The organism is Nocardia sp. NPDC102475, assembly GCF_055584605.1.
The window spans coordinates 46,124-64,598 of sequence record NZ_JBVJLS010000036.1 but is presented as its reverse complement, the minus strand read 5'-3'; the positions used below and the strand labels follow the sequence as shown (position 1 = coordinate 64,598).

Here is an 18,475-nt window from a genome sequence, read left to right as displayed (position 1 = left end):
GCCGCCCGATCTACCAGCGGGTGCGTGGCCGAATGGAATTCGCCAGATCGACCAGCCGATAGCGGTGCCACCGATCCGGCGCCGTCCTCGCCAGGGCGCGCAGGCTGGTTTCAAGCCCCTGCCGCAACCCCACCAAGGTGACCGGGAAGCCGAGGATCGTCCGGTTCGGATTCCGCGGCCGCCCGCCGACCCGCAGCCACTCCAAGGCCGCACCGACCACGATGACCTGCAATTGCAGCGTTCGCGCATCGTCGGGCAGCGCATCCAACCGACCCGCCGCAGTGCAGATATCGTCCTCGGTGATATCGGCGATCGGCCGCGAGACCAGCAGCAAACAGCCCGTCGTATGCGCCACGCCGTAATGCCTGGAGGCGGCGGGCACCTGGTCGAGCACCGCGACAGCCTCGAGTAATTCACCATCGGCGGCGAGCCGGCGGGCCAGGCCGAATGCCGCACTCACTACACCGTGGTTGGTCCGCCAGACCGCACGGTAGTGCTCGGCCGCGGCGCGGTGCCAGCGATCCGATTCGGCCGGGTGGTCCAGATGTTGCAGCACCAGTTCCGCAGTGGCGGCCAGGGCCAGTTCCGGGCCGATCTCGCCGGGCAGCATCGAGTGCACGGTCTCGAAATGCTGCCAGGCCCGCTCGTAATGGCCGTCGAGCAGCGCGGCGACTCCGACATACCACTCGATGCGCCAGTCCGCGCTGTAGTCGACGCGCAGATCGGCCAACAGTTGACAGGCCGGAACGGTCTCCCCGAGGTCCAGATAGGCGCGGACTGCGGTCAGCGGCCCCTCCAGGTCGAAGGATTCCGGGGCGACGATCGTGCCGGCCCGGATGCGTTCGTGTGCCCGGCGCAGCGCGTCCAGCGCGTGCCGCGGTTCGCCGTGCAGCAGGGAGGACAACAGTTCGGCACTGGGATCCTCACTATCGATCAACGGCGTCGGCAGGGCCGCGACGACATCGCGCGCCTCGAGCACCGGCATGCGGGCCATGCCGTCGACGATCCCGTCGGTCTGGCCGATGAGGGTATCGGTGCCGAAATCGTCTCGCATGGAGCTCAATTCGACCGAAGGCTGCGGATGTTCCAGGCCGGTATCGATCGCGAGGACCATGCGCAGCGCACCGGCGAGCTGACAGTACATCGAATACGCGGACGGGAACCGGCGCTCCGGCTCCGGATCGGTTGCGCGCAGCAGCAGGCGGTACAGACACGGATAGCGCGCCAGCAGCGGATCCTCATCCGGTTCGGGTATGCCGCCGACAAAGTTCCCGCCGCGGTCCCGCGGCAGATCCAGGGCCAGCGCCGCCAGGGTCCGGCCGACGGTGTAGATATCCGAAACCACGGTCGGCCCGGTCTCGGTGATCTCTGGGGCCTGATAGCCGGGCGTGCCGTAGATGCTGCCGTAGGAGTCCATCGCGGCGACCGCACCCAAATCGATCAGCTTGACCTCGTGCTCGCTGACCATGATGTTATCGGGTTTCAGATCGTTGTATGCCAATCCAAAAGAATGCAGATAGTCCAGCGCGGGCAGGATTTCCATGATGTAGGCGATGGCCTCGACGACCGGAATGCGCTCCTTGCCGCGCAGATCGAGCATCTTCTTCAGCGATTGTCCACCGACGTATTCCATGACGATGTAGCCATCCGGAATATCGCGGGCAGACCGGTGTTTAACGAAGTTGTAAATCTTGACCACGCCGGGGTGGGCCACCTCGGAAAGGAATTGCCGTTCGGCGAGCGCGACCACATGCGCCTCGAAGTCCAGTGGGTTCTGCAAACCCTTCAGCACGACCCAGCGATCGCTGACATTGCGGTCGACCGCGAGATAAATCCAACCGAGTCCGCCGTGTGCCAGCGATCCCTGCACCTCGTATTGATCAGCAACGAGTTCGCCACGCTGCAGGGTGGGACGGAAGTTGAACGGCGAGCCACAGCGGCCGCATTCGCCGGCCACCACACCCGGCTCGGTGGCGGTGCGACGGCCGACCGGTTCCTGACATTTCCAGCAGAACCGTTTGAGTTCGGGCACTTCCGGATCGTCGAGAATGGCGGTGCGCGGGTCGACCGGCGCCACTCGCGGCATCGGCACCAGACCCGCGCCGAGCCGGCGCACGCTCGGCCGGGAACGACCGCTACGGCCGGAGACCGGCTCGTCGAGTTCGAGAGTCTCCTCGGCGCCCGTCGCAGGATCGCTCACCGGCATGGTGTCGCCGGGTGCCGGAGGCGCGGAGATCCGTTGCGCCGGAGCACGTTCCACGGTGCTCGGCCCGGACCATGGATGCTGGCGGCGTTGCGACGGTTCGAGTTTCGACATGCCGCGGGTAGCCCAGGGATGTGGCGTCCGTCGCGGAACCTCGGTACCGCGCATCCGCCGATTCGCCCATGGATGCGGCAGCGGATTCTCGGAGGCGCTGGGTTGTTCCGGCATGGGAACCTTTCGAGCCCGGTGAATAGGGGACCCATTCTCTTCCGCCGTCCGCCGTCGCGCGCATGCCTTATTCCCCCCTATGGGAATAGCTCCGCCCCGGACATGTTGTCCGGGGCGGAGATCCCGTAGCGACTGCTTGCAGGTCGCTCGAAATGATCTGCGTACTACTCCTCGTCGGGCTTGTCGAGAACGACGACCGTCTCACCCTCGCGGCGCGGCCGCTCGGCCAGCACCGGGAACTGACCGGTGATGCCCTCACGCTCCTGCGCCACCTGCAGTACCCGCTTGCGGGCCAGGAACCAGCCGCCGACGAATGCCGGAACCACGACCACCGCCATAGCGATCACAGCACCGCGCTGCTCGACTTCATGGCTGCAAGCCATCAGCACGATCACCGTAACCAGGAACGCCAGCGTGGCGTAGCTGGTGTAGGGCGCACCGATCAGCCGGAACGACGGCCGTTCGATCAGACCCTTCTTCGACCAACGGAACAGCTGCAGCTGGCAGATCACGATCGCGCCCCAGGCCGCGATGGTTCCCAGCGCGGACATGTTCAGCACGATCTCGAAGGCCTTGTCCGGCACCATCGCATTGAGCCCGACACCGACCAGCGCGATCGCGCCGGTGGCGAGGATGCCGATGTAAGGCACACCGCCGCTGGACATCCGCGAGGCGATCTTGGGCGCACTGCCGTTCATCGACATCGAGCGCAGGATGCGGCCGGTCGAGTACAGACCCGCGTTGAGGCTGGAGAAGGCCGCGGTCAGCACCACCAGGTTCATGATCGAGCCGGCACCCCCGACACCGAGCTTGGAGAAGAAGGTGACGAACGGGCTCTCACCGGACTTGAAGACGACGTAGGGCAGCAGCAGTCCGAGCAGCACCAGCGACCCGACGTAGAACAGACCGATGCGGGCGATGACCGAATTGATGGCCCGCGGCATGATCTTTTCCGGGTTCTCCGCCTCACCGGCCGCCGTACCGATCAATTCCACTGCGGCGTAGGCGAATACGACACCAGTGGTGACGGTGACCAGGGGCAGCAGACCGGTCGGGAACAGGCCGCCGTTATCGGAGAGCACGGTGAAACCGGTGGTCTCGCCGTCGACCTTGAATCGGCCCGCCAGGAAGATGGTGCCGACGATCAGGAAGGCGACGAGTGCGACGACCTTGATCAGCGCGGCCCAGAACTCCAGCTCACCGAACCATTTCACCGAGATCAGGTTGATGCTGACCACGATGGCTAGCGCGACCAGCGCGATCAACCACTGCGGTATCGCCTCGGTGGCTCCCCAGAAATGGACATAGGTGGCGATCGCGGTGATGTCTACGATGCCGGTCATGCACCAGTGGAAGAAGTACATCCACCCGACCGCGAAAGCCAGCTTCTCGCCGTAGAACTCGCGCGCGTAGGAGACGAACGATCCGGAGGACGGACGATGCAGGACCAGCTCGCCCAGTGCCCGCAGGATGAAGAATACGAAGATGCCGCAGACCGCGTACACAATGAACAGCCCGGGACCGGCAGTGTGCAACCGGCCACCGGCACCGAGGAACAGTCCGGTTCCGATCGCGCCACCGATCGCGATCATCTGCAGCTGGCGCGGGCGCAACGCCTTGTGATAGCCCGCATCCTCAGCATGCAGAGCATCCGCGGGCGCCGGCACTTCCGCGGAGTGTTGAACGGTTGTCATGGTGGTGCCTTTCACGTGACGGCGATCATATCGCTGCTTAATGTAACGCTATTCAACGGCACGTTCAATAGCGAGTCAAGACTTGTAACCACGTGGAAACTTTGGTGCGCCGCTCCACCCACCGTGACCTCGGCGTTGGTTGATCGTACCGTTGAACATCGGTACGCTGGATACGTTTACGGCTGATGGAGCGCGAGCATGGCATGGTTCGAACGGGAGTTCATCGCGGTCCCCGAGGACCGCAAGAATCAACTGGTCTACAAGTGGCCGGATGTCAACATCCGCCGCTACAGCCGTGCCATCGTCAATGCCGACGAGATCGCCCTGTTCGTCAAAGCCGGGCAGGTCGTGGCCACTATGGGCCCGGGCAGGCATCGGATCGATGCCGATGAGCTGCCGGTCCTCGGCGCACTCGTCGACACCCTGACCGGCAACAACTTCTACCGCGCCGAGCTGTATTTCGTCTCCACTCGCGAGTATCCCGGCATCAAGTTCGGCGGCCGTCTGGCCGATATCGCCGACCCGGTCAGCGAACAGGTCGTGACGCTGCGGGTCTTCGGGGAGTTCGCGCTGTCGGTGCGGGATCCGGCCGAGCTGGTCACCTCACTGGCGGGCACCACCGATCTGAGCGTCCCGGCGACGGTGGAGTCCTGGTGCTCGGACCTGCTGCTCAAGTCCATGAAAGTCGCTGTCACACAGGGTATCTCTCGAGGTGACTGGCCAGTTCTCGGCCTATCCGGACAATTGGAGCCGATCGAGGCCGCCGTGGTGCGCCAGACCAACCTGACGCTCTACGAATACGGCCTGCGCATCCCGCGCCTGGGCAACTTCGATATCACCCTGGCACCCGAGGATGCCGACCGCATCAAGCGACTTGCCAAGGACGTCACCTACATTCGACTGGCCGGCGACTTCCAGCGTTACGCAGCAGGCGAATTGGCGCTCGGCGCTGGCCATGGGTTCGCCCACGGCCACGGCGGTGGCGACGGATTCCTCGGCGCCGCACTGGGTTTGAACGCCATCCAGCAGCAGGCACCGAGCAATCCATGGCAGCGGCAGGCGGTTCCGGCTGCCGCACAACCGGTTCCGCCGGTGTGTGCCAGCTGCGGAACCGACAATCCCGCGAATGCGCGCTTCTGCATGAACTGCGGTGACCCCTTGGCCGCCCGCCCGCGCCACTGCACCGAATGCGGCGCAGACCTGACCGCCGCAGCCAAGTTCTGCGGAAGTTGCGGCACCGCCGCCGCGAGCTGACCGCGCTTACGCCGACCGGCGAACCCCGACGCCACGCACATCCTCCGGAGCTCACGCATACCTTCGACTCCGTCGCACACCGACTCTCCGCACGACACACCGGCCCGAAAACCAGAAGTACATGCCAGAGTCGATGACCCAGGTGTCACCCACGGCCTATCCGCCCTGCAGCATCTGCTTGTTGACATCGGCCGCGGTGCTGTACCGCGTGTGCGCCTTGCGGGCAACGTTACTCATCTCACGGACGCCTTCGGCGAACTCGCGCGCTCCCGTCATCCACTGCTGGTGCGCTTCGGAATATGCTTGGGCTGCAACGCTTTCCCAACCAGTTCCCGTCAGCGCGGCCACTTTGTCATCGATGTCGTCGAGATGATCGTTGATGAAACCGGCGAGGCCGGACAACCGGGCCACGATGTGGTCCAGGTCTTCGAGGTCGACCGAGAACTCGCTCATGGCAAATCCGAACTCGAGGTGTTCAGCGTGGATGCGTTGCTCTCATCAAGGGTTTGATACGTCTCGGCGGTGACGCCGAGCTTCACCGCCATCGCGGCGAGCGCCGTGATGATCTGACCGCCACCGTCGCGGACATCGTTCCGGCCGTCGGCGAACTCCGCTGCCAAACCACCGGTCCAACTGCCGTTGGCCACCGCATCCACGTCCGTAGTCGCGGAATCCAATGCCGTGCGCAGTTTCTCGGCCAATTCGTAGACATACTTACCGACGTCACGAACCTGCTCGGGCACCACCGAGAGCCGGTTGCCCGAGGCTGGCGTTCCCCCATCGCTCACGCTATCGGATGCCACTGACGTCGAATGCCGGTGTCGAACACGAGACAGCCGCAGGTTGTAGGCGGATCAGCCTGCCGGTACGGTCGAACCAACTGAACAGGGGCGGGAGCCGTTCCGGGCATGATCGATGCCGTCGACACCGCTGGCGACCAGGAGGAACGCATGATCAGCAGGGGGAACACACTACTCGGCACTGTGTTGACGGTTGGTGCTGTTGTCCTGCTGTCGGGGTGTGGGTCGTCGACTGGGGGAGACGCGAAACCGGTCTCAACCTCCGCGAGCGCGGGACCGTCTCTGACTGTTGATGTTCCGCAAACCTACGACCCCTGCAAGGACGTTCCGCAAGGCGTGTTGGATTCGGAGAAGCTACACGGTAAAGACCCAGCCAATGGCGATGCGGACGGTGGAGTCAAATGGCGCGGTTGCGCCTGGGTGCGATCCAGCAGCTACTCGGTCAGCATCCGCACCACGAATCTCACGATCGACATCATTCGTAGCCGCAACTTCCCTGAGACCACCGAGTTCACGATCAATGACAGGCGAGCGATCTCGACACGCCAGTTCGACGGCCCGTTCATCAAAGAGGCATGCACGGTGGACGTGGAGATGAAAGGCGGCAGTCTCGAGTTCAACCTGAATAACCCGAAGTCGACCAGCACGGGAAGCCTTGACTCGTGTGACTTGGCTCGTAGCTTGGCGGAGAAGGTTGTTCCGAGTCTGCCCGCCACCGCTTGACCACCGCCTCACGGGACCGAACTGGGAGGGATCGACATGGCTGACGACCAAACGACTTCAGCGAGCCCGTTGGCGAATCTGATCACCGAGGCCCGTGAGGGCCGGTTGACGATTCGAATGGATCTCGAGAAATTCGTCTACATCGATCGCGACTGCGAATACTTCAAGGATGTCATCCTGAAGATCCAGCGAAATATGACCGAGACCTCGCAGCAAGACAAGTGGGGCCTCGGTGATACGTTCACCCCGCAGGGCGACCGAGACCTGATGTCCGCCAAGACAATGGTCAAAAGATGGCGAGAAAAATCCCGCGGCTCGGAGAACAGCGTCTACGCGGTAATGGAATCGCACTACAAGGTCATCGAAGACTTCCAAACCCTCTTCCGCACCGTCCGCGAACGCATCACCGGCATCGACACCGAGCAGGCGTCGAAATACCAAGACCTGGAAGCGAATCTGCCGCAGCAGGCACCCGCCCAAGCCAAGATCTTCTCCTGGCCAGGATTATAGGATTCAGACCTCGCACACCCTCGGTGCTGTCGCACAGCGACTCTCCGTGCAACACGCCGGTCCGAAAACCAGAAGCTTTGCGCGAGCTGGGATTTGACCGAGGTTAGACAAGAGACGGCCCCATTGCGACGTCGGACTTGTCAGGATGGGTCCGCTGCGGTACTCGGTATTGCGCCAGGCTCAGGGGCGGCCGAACTCGCCGTCCGTTACGCCCGCAGTGAAGGCATCCCATTCGCCGGACGTGAAGACCAACGCCGGGCCGTTCGGGTTCTTGCTGTCGCGCATTCCGACCATTCCCCCATCGAGGAACGCTACCTCGACACATTCCTTGGTCGCCGTGCTCCGGCTGCTCTTGAACCACCTGGAACCGGATAGATCCGTGCTCAACCTAAATGCTCCTTCGCCACCTGCCGGAGCAGGCTCCTGCTTCTGGCCTCATCCAGCGCAGCTTGCTGAATAGCCTCGTAAGCACCAGCGTACCGCCGCAGGCTAGCGGATTTCTCGAGGTAAAGATCACCGGTGAACGTCTCGGCATACACAACAGTGCGTGCGCCCCGACCGAACCGCAGGATGACAAATGGCCCGACTGGATCGCCCAGCGGGATACCAGCCGTGAAAGGGAGCACCTGAACCGTGATATTGGGGCGGGTGCTCATGTCAGCGAGATGGCGCAGTTGAGCAGCCATCACCTTGCCACTCCCGACTACGCGGCGAATCGCACCCTCGTGGATGACAAGCTCGAACGTAATCGGATTAACCTTGCGCGTGATGAGCAGCTGTCGCCGCATCTTCAGCTCAACCCGGCGTTCGATCTCCTCTGTCGCATCGAGCGGAAGCGCGCTCCGCATAAGTACGCGGGCGTAGTCGGATGTCTGCATCAGGCCGGGGATCAGGTCGGACTGATAGGTGACGATCTCCTGAGACGCAGTCTCCAATCCGACGTAGATATCGAAATTGGCCGGAATCAGATCATCGAACTCGTTCCACCAGTTCTTCGTATTGGCTTGCTGTGCAAGTCCTTTCATTGCCTCCGTCTTCTCGTCGTCAAACCCGTAGAGCTGGCAGAGCGCATCAATCTCCAATGGCTGGAGCTTCTTGGTGAGTCCCTTCTCGATCCGCATCAGGGTCGGGGCCGATCGGTTGAAGTGCTTGGCGGCCTCGGCGAGGCTCATGCCCAAATCCTCACGAGCCTGCCGGAGGTAGTGACCGAGCTGGCGCTTCGGGAGCGACAGCGGTTCGTCCGTTTCTGGCATACCAAGCTCCTGTCTTGTGATGTTTCAGTCTGAAACGATAGATGCGAGACTTGTAATCTGTCTTGGTGTTTCGCGGAACTTCCTGCGAAATTTCAGACGAAGCCTTCTGAGTGGCATGCCCGATGGTGTGCTGATAGCGCGCCCGGGGCAGCAGCCGACACGAGATGGCAAAAGAACAGCGGCACATGGCACTGCTCGGGATGCCCACACTCCACCACACAACCAGGTTCTGGGGGAACCATGACATCCACGCAAAACACCGAGTCGCCACGGACGAACACTGCTGGCGATAAGCCGAAAGCCATTGGCTTCGTTCGCAATGACGTATCCGGCACGCATGCGCCACGCCACGCCTTGGACGTGCAACGGCACGCGAACACGCTCGGCTATCAATATGTGTACACGGTTCGGCCACCTGCCGATGTCGACGACCCGATCGCTTATGCGCTCGGTATAGCGGCCGGGCTCGACGTGCGCGTGATCGTTGTCTTCGACCTCGGTCACGTCAACTGCCGACCGGCGCTGATTTGTGACGAAGGGTTCGACCTGGAAACCGTTTGCCCCCAGAGCACTTGGGCGCGCTCGGCTCAGCGCGTGCATGGCGTCGATAAGGGGGCAGCGTGATCAACGCAGATGCTCTGCTCAGCCCGCCGACCATCTGCGGCTTCGCCGACGTCGAGTTGGCGCACGCGCAGATGCGCCGACACCGTGCGTGCCGGATCTCGCGGTGCGCGTGGAAGCGGGTTGCGTACTACACGCTCGTGCGGCACGGCCGGATCGTGCCGCCGAAGCTGAGCCCGCGCGAACGCGCCCGGCTGCGCGGTATCGAGTTCCCCATCGACAACGCCCGCACCCTCCCCGAGGGCATACCCGAACTGCGGACACTGCACCAAGTGCTCGACGCGCTCGCGCAACTGGCACTACCGCCGACCTCCCCCGGCTGCGGCGGCGAGAGGTGAACGACTGTGGGCGCGTGGCAAATCGTGCACAGCATCCTCGTAGTCGTCGTTGGCTGTGTATTCGCGATGGTCGGGGTGGCGTGTGTATGGCCGATGAACCAGCCGCGCCGCGAGCGGCCCGCCGGACGTCGTTGCCGATTACACCCGGTCGAATGGCCGAAAGCGTGGACGTGCGGACCACCCGAGCAGCCGCTCACCCTCGCCGATGCCCATGTCGCGATGCAATTGCACCGCGAACACGACTGCGACCGCAAGCACGCGGCATTCGAAGCGCTGGTCGCGGCCGGGCGCATTAACCCCGATTCGGCACGGCGACATCGGCTCTGGGGAAAACCCTGGTGAACCAGCGCGAAAGGCGTCATAACACGCGAACGGAAATGGATTCGATCGCCGCAGCACAACGACATCCGACCCGGCACCCTGCACCCGGCACCCCGGCACCCCGGCACCCCAGCACCCAGCACCCAGCACCCAGCACCCAGCACCGATTGGATCTGCTAAATGGCCGAATGGACTTGGGAACCAGACGATTTCGCGGCACTGTGGTTCACCCCCGCGAACGAACGCTTCCCCAATCCGCTTCGCTTCACCAGCCGCTTCGCTCACCGGGACGACTTCGACGCTCACCGGGCCACCATGCGCGAGCGCTACGCCTCAGACGAACTCGAGGAGATCCAGCTGACCCTGCACACCCTCACCGCCTCGACCATACGCATCCAAATCTTCGGCGGCACAACTCAACACAGGAATCCCAACGGTGACGTCCGCGTCTACCGCGCCGTCGGCGCACGCACCGACCAGCACGCTATGTCGCTGGCCCAAGCCACCTTCGGTGATGCCAACGGCCCGATCCGCTGCCGCCTGTTCCCCACCGATCACCTACCCGCACAACTCGCCGGTTGCCTTCCACCCTGCAAGCCCGGCACTCAACCGCAGACCGGTTGCCACCCCGACAGCGACACCCCGCACGAACACATTGAGCGCCTTTTGCACCGGCCCGCCGACGGCGGCGGGTCTGCTCTGCTCTACACGGGGCCCGTCGACAAACCGAACACACCCCTCGCCGCCGTCCAATGGCACGACATCACCGATGACGGCCGCTACACCGAACTCCACGACCAGCACAACACGATCCATCCGACCACCCCCACCGACCTCGCCGACCACTTCAGCACCTGGATCGCCCACGCCATCCAACCCCAACTCGAATCCGAACAGGACCGCATGTAGTCGCCAGATGCTCCGGCGCACCGATTCGCGCGCCACCCAATCACTGCGCCATAACGTGCGCGGCGTGGCAAACCGTGCGCGGCGTGGCAAACCGTGCGCGGGGCGACAGAGCGTGCGCGGGGGCGACAAACCATGCGCGGGGCGACGGAACGGGCGCGGGGCGCACTGCTTGGAACAAAAGGAAATCCCGTCGTCCCTGCGAACACCGGGATCCACTGCGGAGGTGCGGATCCCGATGTTCGGCGGGACGACGGGGTAGCCGTTCAGCGGAGCCCCGCGAATCTCGGCTGTTCACCGAGACCGCGGGGTCGAGCCGAGCGCCTAGCTCGAAACAGGCGCTGCCGCAGCGGATTCCCCGCTGCTGACCATGCTGCGCACCTGGCGTGCGGCCACCGAGAGCGTTGCCAGGTCGTGGGTGCCTGCGGCGAAGATCTCGCCGAGGGACGCGCCGGCGCGGGCGAGGCGGGGGCGGTTGACCGATTCCCATTCGGCGATCTTGTCGGCGGTGCTCTCGTTCGGTTCGGATGCGGTGATCACGTCCAGGGTGAGCGAGCGCAGTGAATCGTAGAGGTCATCGCGGACCGCGAGCCGGGCCAGGGTGCGCCACCGGTCGTCGCGAGCGAGGTTGCTCACCGCGGTCAGCAGGCGCTCGATCTGGAAGTGATCGTCGAGTGCGTAGTAGAGCTCGGCGACCTCCTCCGCATCCCGTTCGGCGATATCGGCCACGTCGAGGATGTCCAACAGCGGGAACAGGTGGATGAGCCGGTACACCTCCTCGGCCAATTCCGCCGGCGCACCCCGCTCGGCTGCGGCGCGGGCATGCGTCGCCAGATCCTCGGCATGGGCCGCGGGGAGCCGGGCAGGCAGCATTTGGGCTGCGAGCTTGCGGACACCGTCGCGGTAGCGGGCGATATCGGCACCGATGGCGATCGGCTGCGGGCGGCTGGTCAGCAGCCAGCGGGATACGCGATCGAGGGTGCGCCTGGTCTCCCGCTCGAGTTCGTCGCGAGCGGCCGTCGGCATCGGCGTGGTCCGAATGCGCTGCCAGAGCGTGTGCAGGTCGAAGATCTCCACGGCAACGGTGAAGGCGCGCACCGCATCGTCGGTGCTCGCCCCCGCCTCCTCCGCCAGACGGAACGCATAGGTGATGCCGCCGTGGTCCACCATGTCGTTCACCACCATGGTGGCCACGATCTGACGGCGCAGCGGATGCCTGCCGATCGCGTCGGCGAACCGTGCGCGAAGCGGCGCGGGGAAGTACGCCAGCAGCGCTGGGGTGAATGCCGGGTTATCCGGCAGATCCCCGGCCAGCAGATCATCCTTGAGCGAAAGCTTCACGTGGGCGAGCAGATTCGCCAGCTCCGGCGAAGTGAGCCCGCGCTCGGCCGCGGCACGCTTTTTCAGCTCGGCATCCGAGGGCAGTGCTTCGAGCCGCCGATCGACACCGCGCCGGAACTCGAGGTCGGCGATCAGACGCCGGTGCACGCCCGACATCGGCACCGCCTGAGCGCGCGAGAGACCCATCCGGAAGTTCTGCGAAATATTGTCGCGCAGCACGAGTTCGGAGACCTCGTCGGTCATCGCGGCAAGCAGCTCGGTGCGGTCGGCGGCATCGAGTTCGCCGCCGGAGATGACCGCATCCAGCAGCACCTTGATATTGACCTCGTGGTCCGAGCAGTCGACACCCGCCGAATTGTCGAGGGCGTCGGTGTTCATCCGGCCGCCGTTGGCGCAGTATTCGACTCGACCGAGCGCGGTCGCACCGAGGTTGCCGCCTTCACCGATCACCTTGGCGCGCAACTGGTTCGCGTCGACACGCACCGCATCGTTGGATTTGTCACCGGCATCGGCATTCGTCTCGGTGGATGCCTTGATGTAGGTGCCGATACCGCCGTTCCAGAACAGATCGACCGGCGCGAGCAGAATCGCCCGGATCATCTCCGGCGGGGACAGGGTGGTCACACTCGGATCCAGGTCCAGTGCCGCGCGCACCTCGGGACTGACGGGCACTGCCTTGGCGGACCGGTCGTAGACACCGCCGCCCGTGCTGATCAGCGACTTGTCGTAGTCGGCCCAGGACGAGCGCGGCAATGCGAACATCCGCTCCCGCTCCCGGAACGACGTCGCCGCAACGGGATTCGGATCCAGGAAGATATGCCGGTGGTCGAACGCGGCCACCAGGCGGATGTGCTCGGACAGCAGCATGCCGTTGCCGAAGACATCGCCGCTCATATCGCCGACCCCGGCGACAGTGAAATCGGTTGTCTGCGTGTCGATATCCATCTCGGCGAAATGCCGTTTGACGCTCTCCCACGCACCCTTGGCGGTAATACCCATCGCCTTGTGGTCGTAACCGACCGAACCACCCGAGGCGAAGGCGTCACCCAGCCAGAAACCATATTGGCGCGCAACATCATTGGCGATATCGGAGAAGGTCGCGGTGCCCTTGTCCGCGGCGACGACCAAGTAGGTGTCGTCACTGTCGCGGCGCACTACCCGCTCCGGTGGCAGCACCTCGCCGGAAGCGTGGTCGACGTTATCGGTCACATCCAGCAGACCGGAGATGAAGGTGCGGTAGCAGGCGATGCCTTCGTTCAGCTGCGCTTGCCGATCCGCGGTCGGATCACCGGTCGCCGTCGGCGGCTGCTTGACCACGAAACCGCCCTTGGCACCGACCGGCACGATCACCGCGTTCTTCACCGCCTGCGCCTTCACCAGCCCGAGGATCTCGGTGCGGAAGTCCTCCAGACGATCCGACCAGCGCAACCCACCACGCGCCACCGCACCGAAGCGCAGATGCACGCCCTCCACCCGCGGCGAGTACACGAAGATCTCGAATTGCGGCCTCGGCCTCGGCAATTCGGAGATGGCATGCGGATCGAATTTGAACGACAGGTACTCGGGCGCGTTGCCGTCGCTGTCGCGGCGATAGTAGTTGGTGCGCAGCGTCGCGGTGATCAGCCCGAGTACCGCGCGCAGGATACGGTCGGCGTCGAGGCTCACGACCGCATCGATCTCGGCCTGCAGCCGTTCGGCGATGCCCGCGGCCCGCGCCGATGCCACCGCTCCGACACCCTCTGGATCGAAGTAGGCGTCGAACAATTCGGTGAACAGCCGGGCCATGGTCGGCTGCGCCAGCAGCACACGGGAGATATTGCCCAGCGTGTAGGCGAATCCGGCCTGCTGCAGATACTTCCCGTAGGCACGCAGTATCGAGATCTGCCGCCACTGGAGTCCGGCGCGCAAAACCAGTTCGTTCAGCGCGTCGACCTCGGCGCTGCCGTTCCACATGGCCGCGAAGGCCTCCGGGAAGTATTGCCGCACACCGCCTTCGACCGATGATTCGTCGGCCGAGCGAGTGAGATCGGCTTCGAGGTCGGCATCGATCGCGGTGCGCAGCAGTGTCGCCGGGACGCGCAGCCCGAAATCGTAGATCCACTTCTGCGTATCGTCCGGGAGGGTGATGCGGTGCGGCCGTTCATCGACCACCTCCACTCCGAGACTTTGCAGTACGGGAAGCACGCGGCTCAGCGAGACGCCCTCGCCCGCGACATAGAGCGTGAATCGCCATTCTCCCGACGGTGATTCGGCGTTGCGATACAGATTCGTATCGATGGCGCCATCGGCGAGGCGGTCCAGCCGCTGCAGATCGACGAGCGCCTGCTCCGGCTCGTACTCCTGCTGGTAACCGACCGGGAAGGCGCTCGCGTAGGCGTTGGCGGCCTTCGGCGAGATCGCGGGTACGCCGGTCGCGGCCGCGACCAACCGGTCGGCCCAACTCCGGGTGCTCGCGAACAGCAACTCCTGGATGCGCTCGCGATTGGACTCGGAGATATCGGCAGGCTCCGCATCGGGACCACGATGCACCGTGAAATACACCACGGCCAACTCGGATTCGCTCGCCCTTGCCGAGTACGCGACCTGCTCACCATCGAATTCCGCGCGCAGGATCTCCTCCATGCGCAGCCGGACCTCGGTCGAGTACCGATCGCGGGGCAGGTAGACCAGGCAGTAGACCGCACCGCTGCGCCCGTCACGCCGGATGAACAGTCGCACCTGCCTGCGCAGCCCCAAATTCATGACCGCGGAGACGGTTTCGAACAGCCGCCGGGCATCGGTGGAGAACAGCTCCACCCGCGGGAAGGACTGCATCATCTCCAGCATCGCCTGCCCGGAGAACGAATTCAGTTCGAAACCGGCCCATTCGATGACCTGGTGCACGCGGCGGGTGATGACCGGGATGTCGAGGATGTTCTCGTGCAGGCCGGTCACCGTGAAGGAGCCGACGAAGACGTGCTCACCCTGCACCTGGCCGGCGCCGGTACCACCACTGCCGTAATCGGCGACGCTGACGAAGTACAGCTCACCCGATCCCGGGATCAGCGAATCCACCGATCCGTTGGACAGCCGCAGGACCGGTCGGGTGTTGCCCATTACGGGGACATCGAGATCGACATTCGAACCGTTCCAGAGCACGCCGAGGCCGGTGCCCGGCACCTGCTGCGGTTCGTTTCCGGCATCGGCCCGGCTGCTGCGGTAGTACCCGTAGCCGAGCACCGTGAAGTGCCCATCGGCCAACCAGCGCAACAACTTCGCGCATTCGGGAACCTCCGGATCGTCGGAGCGGTGCGCGATATGGTCGAGCCGACCCGCCAGCGCGACCATCGCGTTCGCCATACCCGGCGTATCGTCGACGACCTTGCGCAGCACGCGCAGCAGCGCGGGCAACTCACGATCGATCCGGTCCAGCAGTGCGGCTCCGACGCCCGGGCTCAGCTGCACATGGATCCACGATTCGGTGACGGTATGGCTGCCGTTCGCTGGTACGGTGTCGGGCTCCTTGGGCGCGATCGCCCGCAGCCGCCCGCGCCGGTCCCGCACGATATCGAAGACCGGGTGGACGACCTCGGTCACCGCGGCGCCGAGGCGGCGCAGCGCGGTGGTCACCGAGTCGACCAGCAGCGGCATATCGTCATTGACGATCTGGATGGCCGCGCCGAGTCCGCTGCCGTCATCCGGGCGGTACACCCGAGTGATCGCCGCGCCCGGCAGCCGGATCGCCGCCAGTTCCAAGTGGTTTCGGAAGATCTGTTCGGCGCGATCGGTGATCGTCGGCGCGGTGGCGCCGGGCTGGATCCAACGGAAGTAGGCCGCCTCCAGATCGGTCGGATCGTCGCGGAACCGTTTGAATGAAATCGTCTGCTGGGTGGTTGCCACCATCGACTCGTGCCTTCCCGAGATCTGAGCCCGTAACCGTACGGTTCCCATACATTACATGGTTTGATGTGCCGTTGTATAGCGGCACGTTAAATGCGTAACACAATCTTGAAAGAGAGTCAGCACTGCTCAAGCACGCTGACCGACCGAATTTCGGTCGGTCACGGGGTTAGACCGGCACGCGCCATGAACGTCTGCGCCGCCGCACGCCCGATGAAGGCGCCCGTCTCGACCCGAAGTCCGACAAGGGTATTCGCGTAGCGCAGGGTTGCCGTCGGTCCGATCGCCACGAAGACGACACCATCGGCCAGCACGGTTCCGCCCGCAGTCCGCCAGTTGCGCACGGTATCGGCCCGGCGCTCGGGCGGATCCAATGCCACCGTGAGGGTCAAATCCTTGCCGCCGGTGATCCCGCCCGTGAGCATCGGGTCGTTCGCCCGGATGACACAGTTCTCGGACGTGGAATCGACCTGCTGACAGGAGGCGGCCGCACGCAGTTGACTGGGCAACGCCTGATCGACACCTGCATCGGGCAGCGCGGTCAGTGGCGTCGAACACGAACTGAAGACCGCGAAGCCGAGACCGAGGACCGTGGTCACGACGCCGGCGATCGCGGCACCCCACTGCCAGCGCGGATACTGTTTGGCGGCAAGCTTTTCCGCCCCCGTCACCGCATGCTCGGCACCCGTCACCGCATGCTCGGCACCCGTCACCGCGCTCCCGGTGGCCGCAACGGCCCGCTCTGCGCCCGCGACGACCCGCTCCGTCTGCCCGGCCAGACTCGATAGTCGTTGGACCGCAGGCAGCGGCGCTCCGCAATGCCCGCATTGCGCCGGATTACCGCTATTGCGGTGTGAGCAGTACTGGCAGACCAACTCGGCTACTGACATGGCAGCGGCCTCAATGCCCAGTGATCACGATGGAGGAAATCGCGGTGGTATTGATCGTCGGATCGCCCTTCGATTCCTGAATTGTCAGTACAACCTTGGACGCCTGCACGGGGACCTCGAATTTGGTGACGACCAGGGTGCGCTGATCCAGGGTCGTTTGGGTGTAGCTCGTCTTGTTCGGATCGTCGAACGTATACCGAACCCGGCTGGCGGTCCGGAATTTCGTCCACTGGTCCACGCCGTCGCTGCCGGTGTTGTCCCAGCCGGGGACGATGCCGATCGAATCGATCTGATAGGTCTTGCCGAGATCGATGGTCAGTACCTGCCCGTCGACTTTGTATGCGCGCACGCATGACCAAGCCTTGCCCTGGCCACCGAAGGCATCCATCCCCGGGGTACTGCCCGGCGGGCAATTGGCGGTGGCGGATTTCGGGGTGATCGCTCCGGAAGGGGCAGTCGAGGATTCCGGTTTCGATGTCGGGGCCGCCGCGGTCGGCGACGGGGTGATGACCGCGATGCGATCCGGGGCCTGCGAATCATCCTTCCCACCGGTGGAAACCAACGCGATGATGAGCAAAAGAGCCAAGACGCCGCAGACGGCCAACGCGACCTTGGGATTCTTGAGCTTCTTCGCCAGCACGACGATCCGCTCCGCGGGCTCCGGCCCGCGTGCCTTGGATGCCCCGGATGCCCCGGATGCGGTGCTTGCCGGTTCCTCGGGCGGCGGTTGCTTTGCCGAGACATCGGAGTAGTCCGATGAAAAGTCCAGTGCCGGTGCGGCATTCGGCGGCTGGCCGTTCAGCAGCGCGATGATCCGCTCACTGGCCTTGGGCCCGTCGGAGGCTCGCCGCGGCGGCAGATCCGTTTCGGGCAGAGCGCCCTGGGCCGAACCGGCTGCCACCGCGGGACCGGAGTACGGATCATCGCCGAAACCCGGTTCGCCGAATTCCGGCTCGCCGACCAGGGGTCCACTCAGCACCGATCCGGTGGCCGGATCGTTTTCTCCGAACGACGGATCCGAGAGCAGCGCATCCAGGACCGCGCCTCGATGGCGGAGAAATACATCTCCCGGATCCTCGGCAGCCATGGTCGGGATCGTATCCAGACCGGCCTGCGCTGCGGTCCCGCGTTATTCCCGCTGACGGGAATAACGCAATCAGCGACTCTTCTGCTCGGTGACGAAATGTTCCGGCGGTACGTCGAATACCCGCGCCAAGGCGATGATCAAATCGAGCCTCGGTACCGCGTCACCATGAATCAGCCGGTACAGCCCCGACTGGGAAACCGGAACATCCGGGTACGCCTGTTCCAGATGCTGGGCAAGCGAATAGAGGGTCAACGACCGCGTCGACCCGTCCTCGGTCGATACCACCGATTCCGAGATCAATTCCGAGAGCCGACTCGAGAAGATCGCCACCGCGGCCTGTCTCGGGGTCAGTGCCTCCCCGTTATCCTCCTGCACAAATTCGCCGTCATTCGGCTGGGAGTCCACAACCACGCTGATAGACACTACC

General features: G+C 64.4%; 17 protein-coding genes. 7 read left to right on the top strand and 10 right to left on the bottom strand.

Annotated features, from left to right (window positions below):
- Positions 1–10: 10 nt before the first annotated feature.
- Both ACZ60G_RS40345 and ACZ60G_RS40340 read right to left on the bottom strand, forming a co-directional pair.
- Positions 11–2,431 carry a serine/threonine-protein kinase gene (locus ACZ60G_RS40345; protein ID WP_465817236.1) on the bottom strand — a complete coding sequence of 807 codons (2,421 nt, stop codon included), beginning with the start codon at positions 2,429–2,431 and terminating at the stop codon, positions 11–13.
- A gap of 164 nt (positions 2,432–2,595) precedes the next feature.
- Positions 2,596–4,125 carry an amino acid permease gene (locus ACZ60G_RS40340; protein ID WP_465817235.1) on the bottom strand — a complete coding sequence of 510 codons (1,530 nt, stop codon included), beginning with the start codon at positions 4,123–4,125 and terminating at the stop codon, positions 2,596–2,598.
- 198 nt (positions 4,126–4,323) lie between these two features.
- Here ACZ60G_RS40340 and ACZ60G_RS40335 point away from each other — a divergent pair, with 198 nt between their 5' ends.
- On the top strand, positions 4,324–5,379 hold the full coding sequence (locus tag ACZ60G_RS40335; protein ID WP_465817234.1) for an SPFH domain-containing protein: 1,056 nt from the start codon (positions 4,324–4,326) through the stop codon (positions 5,377–5,379).
- Positions 5,380–5,535: 156 nt separating this feature from the next.
- On the opposite strand, the gene ACZ60G_RS40330 is transcribed toward ACZ60G_RS40335, so the two are convergent.
- Positions 5,536–5,832, bottom strand: a complete 297-nt coding sequence (locus tag ACZ60G_RS40330; RefSeq protein WP_465817233.1) for a WXG100 family type VII secretion target — start codon at positions 5,830–5,832, stop codon at positions 5,536–5,538.
- Complete coding sequence (locus ACZ60G_RS40325; protein ID WP_465817232.1) at positions 5,829–6,167, bottom strand: WXG100 family type VII secretion target; 339 nt, start codon at positions 6,165–6,167, stop codon at positions 5,829–5,831. Before ACZ60G_RS40325 ends, ACZ60G_RS40330 begins: the two co-directional genes overlap by 4 nt.
- Before the next feature lie 120 nt (positions 6,168–6,287).
- Between ACZ60G_RS40325 and ACZ60G_RS40320 the strand changes: the two genes are divergently transcribed.
- Both ACZ60G_RS40320 and ACZ60G_RS40315 read left to right on the top strand, forming a co-directional pair.
- A complete protein-coding gene (locus tag ACZ60G_RS40320) occupies positions 6,288–6,902 on the top strand; it encodes a DUF3558 domain-containing protein (RefSeq protein ID WP_465817231.1) in 615 nt (204 codons plus the stop codon).
- A gap of 36 nt (positions 6,903–6,938) precedes the next feature.
- Complete coding sequence (locus tag ACZ60G_RS40315; protein ID WP_465817230.1) at positions 6,939–7,412, top strand: hypothetical protein; 474 nt, start codon at positions 6,939–6,941, stop codon at positions 7,410–7,412.
- Between the two features lie 180 nt (positions 7,413–7,592).
- On the opposite strand, the gene ACZ60G_RS40310 is transcribed toward ACZ60G_RS40315, so the two are convergent.
- Positions 7,593–7,799 (bottom strand): DUF397 domain-containing protein, encoded by a 207-nt coding sequence (locus tag ACZ60G_RS40310; RefSeq protein WP_465817229.1) that lies wholly within the window; start codon positions 7,797–7,799, stop codon positions 7,593–7,595.
- Entirely contained in the window at positions 7,796–8,665 is an 870-nt protein-coding gene (locus ACZ60G_RS40305; RefSeq protein WP_465817228.1) for a helix-turn-helix domain-containing protein, read from the bottom strand. Before ACZ60G_RS40305 ends, ACZ60G_RS40310 begins: the two co-directional genes overlap by 4 nt.
- 240 nt (positions 8,666–8,905) lie before the next feature.
- On the opposite strand from ACZ60G_RS40305, the gene ACZ60G_RS40300 reads away from it, so the two are divergent.
- The 4 genes from ACZ60G_RS40300 to ACZ60G_RS40285 all read left to right on the top strand — a co-directional run bounded on the left by ACZ60G_RS40300 (position 8,906) and on the right by ACZ60G_RS40285 (position 10,854).
- Positions 8,906–9,289 carry a hypothetical protein gene (locus tag ACZ60G_RS40300; RefSeq protein WP_465817227.1) on the top strand — a complete coding sequence of 128 codons (384 nt, stop codon included), beginning with the start codon at positions 8,906–8,908 and terminating at the stop codon, positions 9,287–9,289.
- Positions 9,286–9,624 carry a hypothetical protein gene (locus ACZ60G_RS40295; protein ID WP_465817226.1) on the top strand — a complete coding sequence of 113 codons (339 nt, stop codon included), beginning with the start codon at positions 9,286–9,288 and terminating at the stop codon, positions 9,622–9,624. The genes ACZ60G_RS40300 and ACZ60G_RS40295 overlap by 4 nt, the downstream gene beginning before the upstream one ends.
- 6 nt (positions 9,625–9,630) lie before the next feature.
- The gene (locus ACZ60G_RS40290; RefSeq protein WP_465817225.1) at positions 9,631–9,966 is read left to right on the top strand and encodes a hypothetical protein; all 336 of its coding nucleotides are present in this window, start codon (positions 9,631–9,633) and stop codon (positions 9,964–9,966) included.
- A gap of 159 nt (positions 9,967–10,125) precedes the next feature.
- Positions 10,126–10,854, top strand: coding sequence for an ESX secretion-associated protein EspG (locus tag ACZ60G_RS40285; protein WP_465817224.1), 729 nt, complete (start codon positions 10,126–10,128; stop codon positions 10,852–10,854).
- 321 nt (positions 10,855–11,175) lie between these two features.
- Here the strand turns inward: ACZ60G_RS40285 and ACZ60G_RS40280 are convergent, their stop codons facing one another.
- From ACZ60G_RS40280 to ACZ60G_RS40265, 4 genes are all read right to left on the bottom strand, one after another.
- Positions 11,176–16,074 carry an NAD-glutamate dehydrogenase gene (locus ACZ60G_RS40280; protein WP_465817250.1) on the bottom strand — a complete coding sequence of 1,633 codons (4,899 nt, stop codon included), beginning with the start codon at positions 16,072–16,074 and terminating at the stop codon, positions 11,176–11,178.
- 158 nt (positions 16,075–16,232) lie between these two features.
- The gene (locus tag ACZ60G_RS40275; protein ID WP_465817223.1) at positions 16,233–16,961 is read right to left on the bottom strand and encodes a hypothetical protein; all 729 of its coding nucleotides are present in this window, start codon (positions 16,959–16,961) and stop codon (positions 16,233–16,235) included.
- Positions 16,962–16,971: 10 nt separating this feature from the next.
- Positions 16,972–18,048 (bottom strand): discoidin domain-containing protein, encoded by a 1,077-nt coding sequence (locus ACZ60G_RS40270; RefSeq protein ID WP_465817222.1) that lies wholly within the window; start codon positions 18,046–18,048, stop codon positions 16,972–16,974.
- Between the two features lie 69 nt (positions 18,049–18,117).
- A complete protein-coding gene (locus ACZ60G_RS40265) occupies positions 18,118–18,471 on the bottom strand; it encodes a helix-turn-helix domain-containing protein (RefSeq protein ID WP_465817221.1) in 354 nt (117 codons plus the stop codon).
- Between the last annotated feature and the right edge of the window lie 4 nt (positions 18,472–18,475).

Excerpts from the sequence above, each read along its gene's own strand:
- ACZ60G_RS40345 (WP_465817236.1), bottom strand. The coding sequence starts at position 2,431 with ATGCCGGAACAACCCAGCGCCTCCGAGAATCCGCTGCCGCATCCATGG.
- ACZ60G_RS40335 (WP_465817234.1), top strand. The coding sequence starts at position 4,324 with ATGGCATGGTTCGAACGGGAGTTCATCGCGGTCCCCGAGGACCGCAAG.
- ACZ60G_RS40315 (WP_465817230.1), top strand. The coding sequence starts at position 6,939 with ATGGCTGACGACCAAACGACTTCAGCGAGCCCGTTGGCGAATCTGATC.
- ACZ60G_RS40320 (WP_465817231.1), top strand. The coding sequence starts at position 6,288 with ATGATCGATGCCGTCGACACCGCTGGCGACCAGGAGGAACGCATGATC.
- ACZ60G_RS40280 (WP_465817250.1), bottom strand. The coding sequence starts at position 16,074 with ATGGTGGCAACCACCCAGCAGACGATTTCATTCAAACGGTTCCGCGAC.
- ACZ60G_RS40285 (WP_465817224.1), top strand. The coding sequence starts at position 10,126 with ATGGCCGAATGGACTTGGGAACCAGACGATTTCGCGGCACTGTGGTTC.
- ACZ60G_RS40330 (WP_465817233.1), bottom strand. The coding sequence starts at position 5,832 with ATGAGCGAGTTCTCGGTCGACCTCGAAGACCTGGACCACATCGTGGCC.
- ACZ60G_RS40340 (WP_465817235.1), bottom strand. The coding sequence starts at position 4,125 with ATGACAACCGTTCAACACTCCGCGGAAGTGCCGGCGCCCGCGGATGCT.
- ACZ60G_RS40305 (WP_465817228.1), bottom strand. The coding sequence starts at position 8,665 with ATGCCAGAAACGGACGAACCGCTGTCGCTCCCGAAGCGCCAGCTCGGT.
- ACZ60G_RS40275 (WP_465817223.1), bottom strand. The coding sequence starts at position 16,961 with ATGTCAGTAGCCGAGTTGGTCTGCCAGTACTGCTCACACCGCAATAGC.
- ACZ60G_RS40300 (WP_465817227.1), top strand. The coding sequence starts at position 8,906 with ATGACATCCACGCAAAACACCGAGTCGCCACGGACGAACACTGCTGGC.
- ACZ60G_RS40270 (WP_465817222.1), bottom strand. The coding sequence starts at position 18,048 with ATGGCTGCCGAGGATCCGGGAGATGTATTTCTCCGCCATCGAGGCGCG.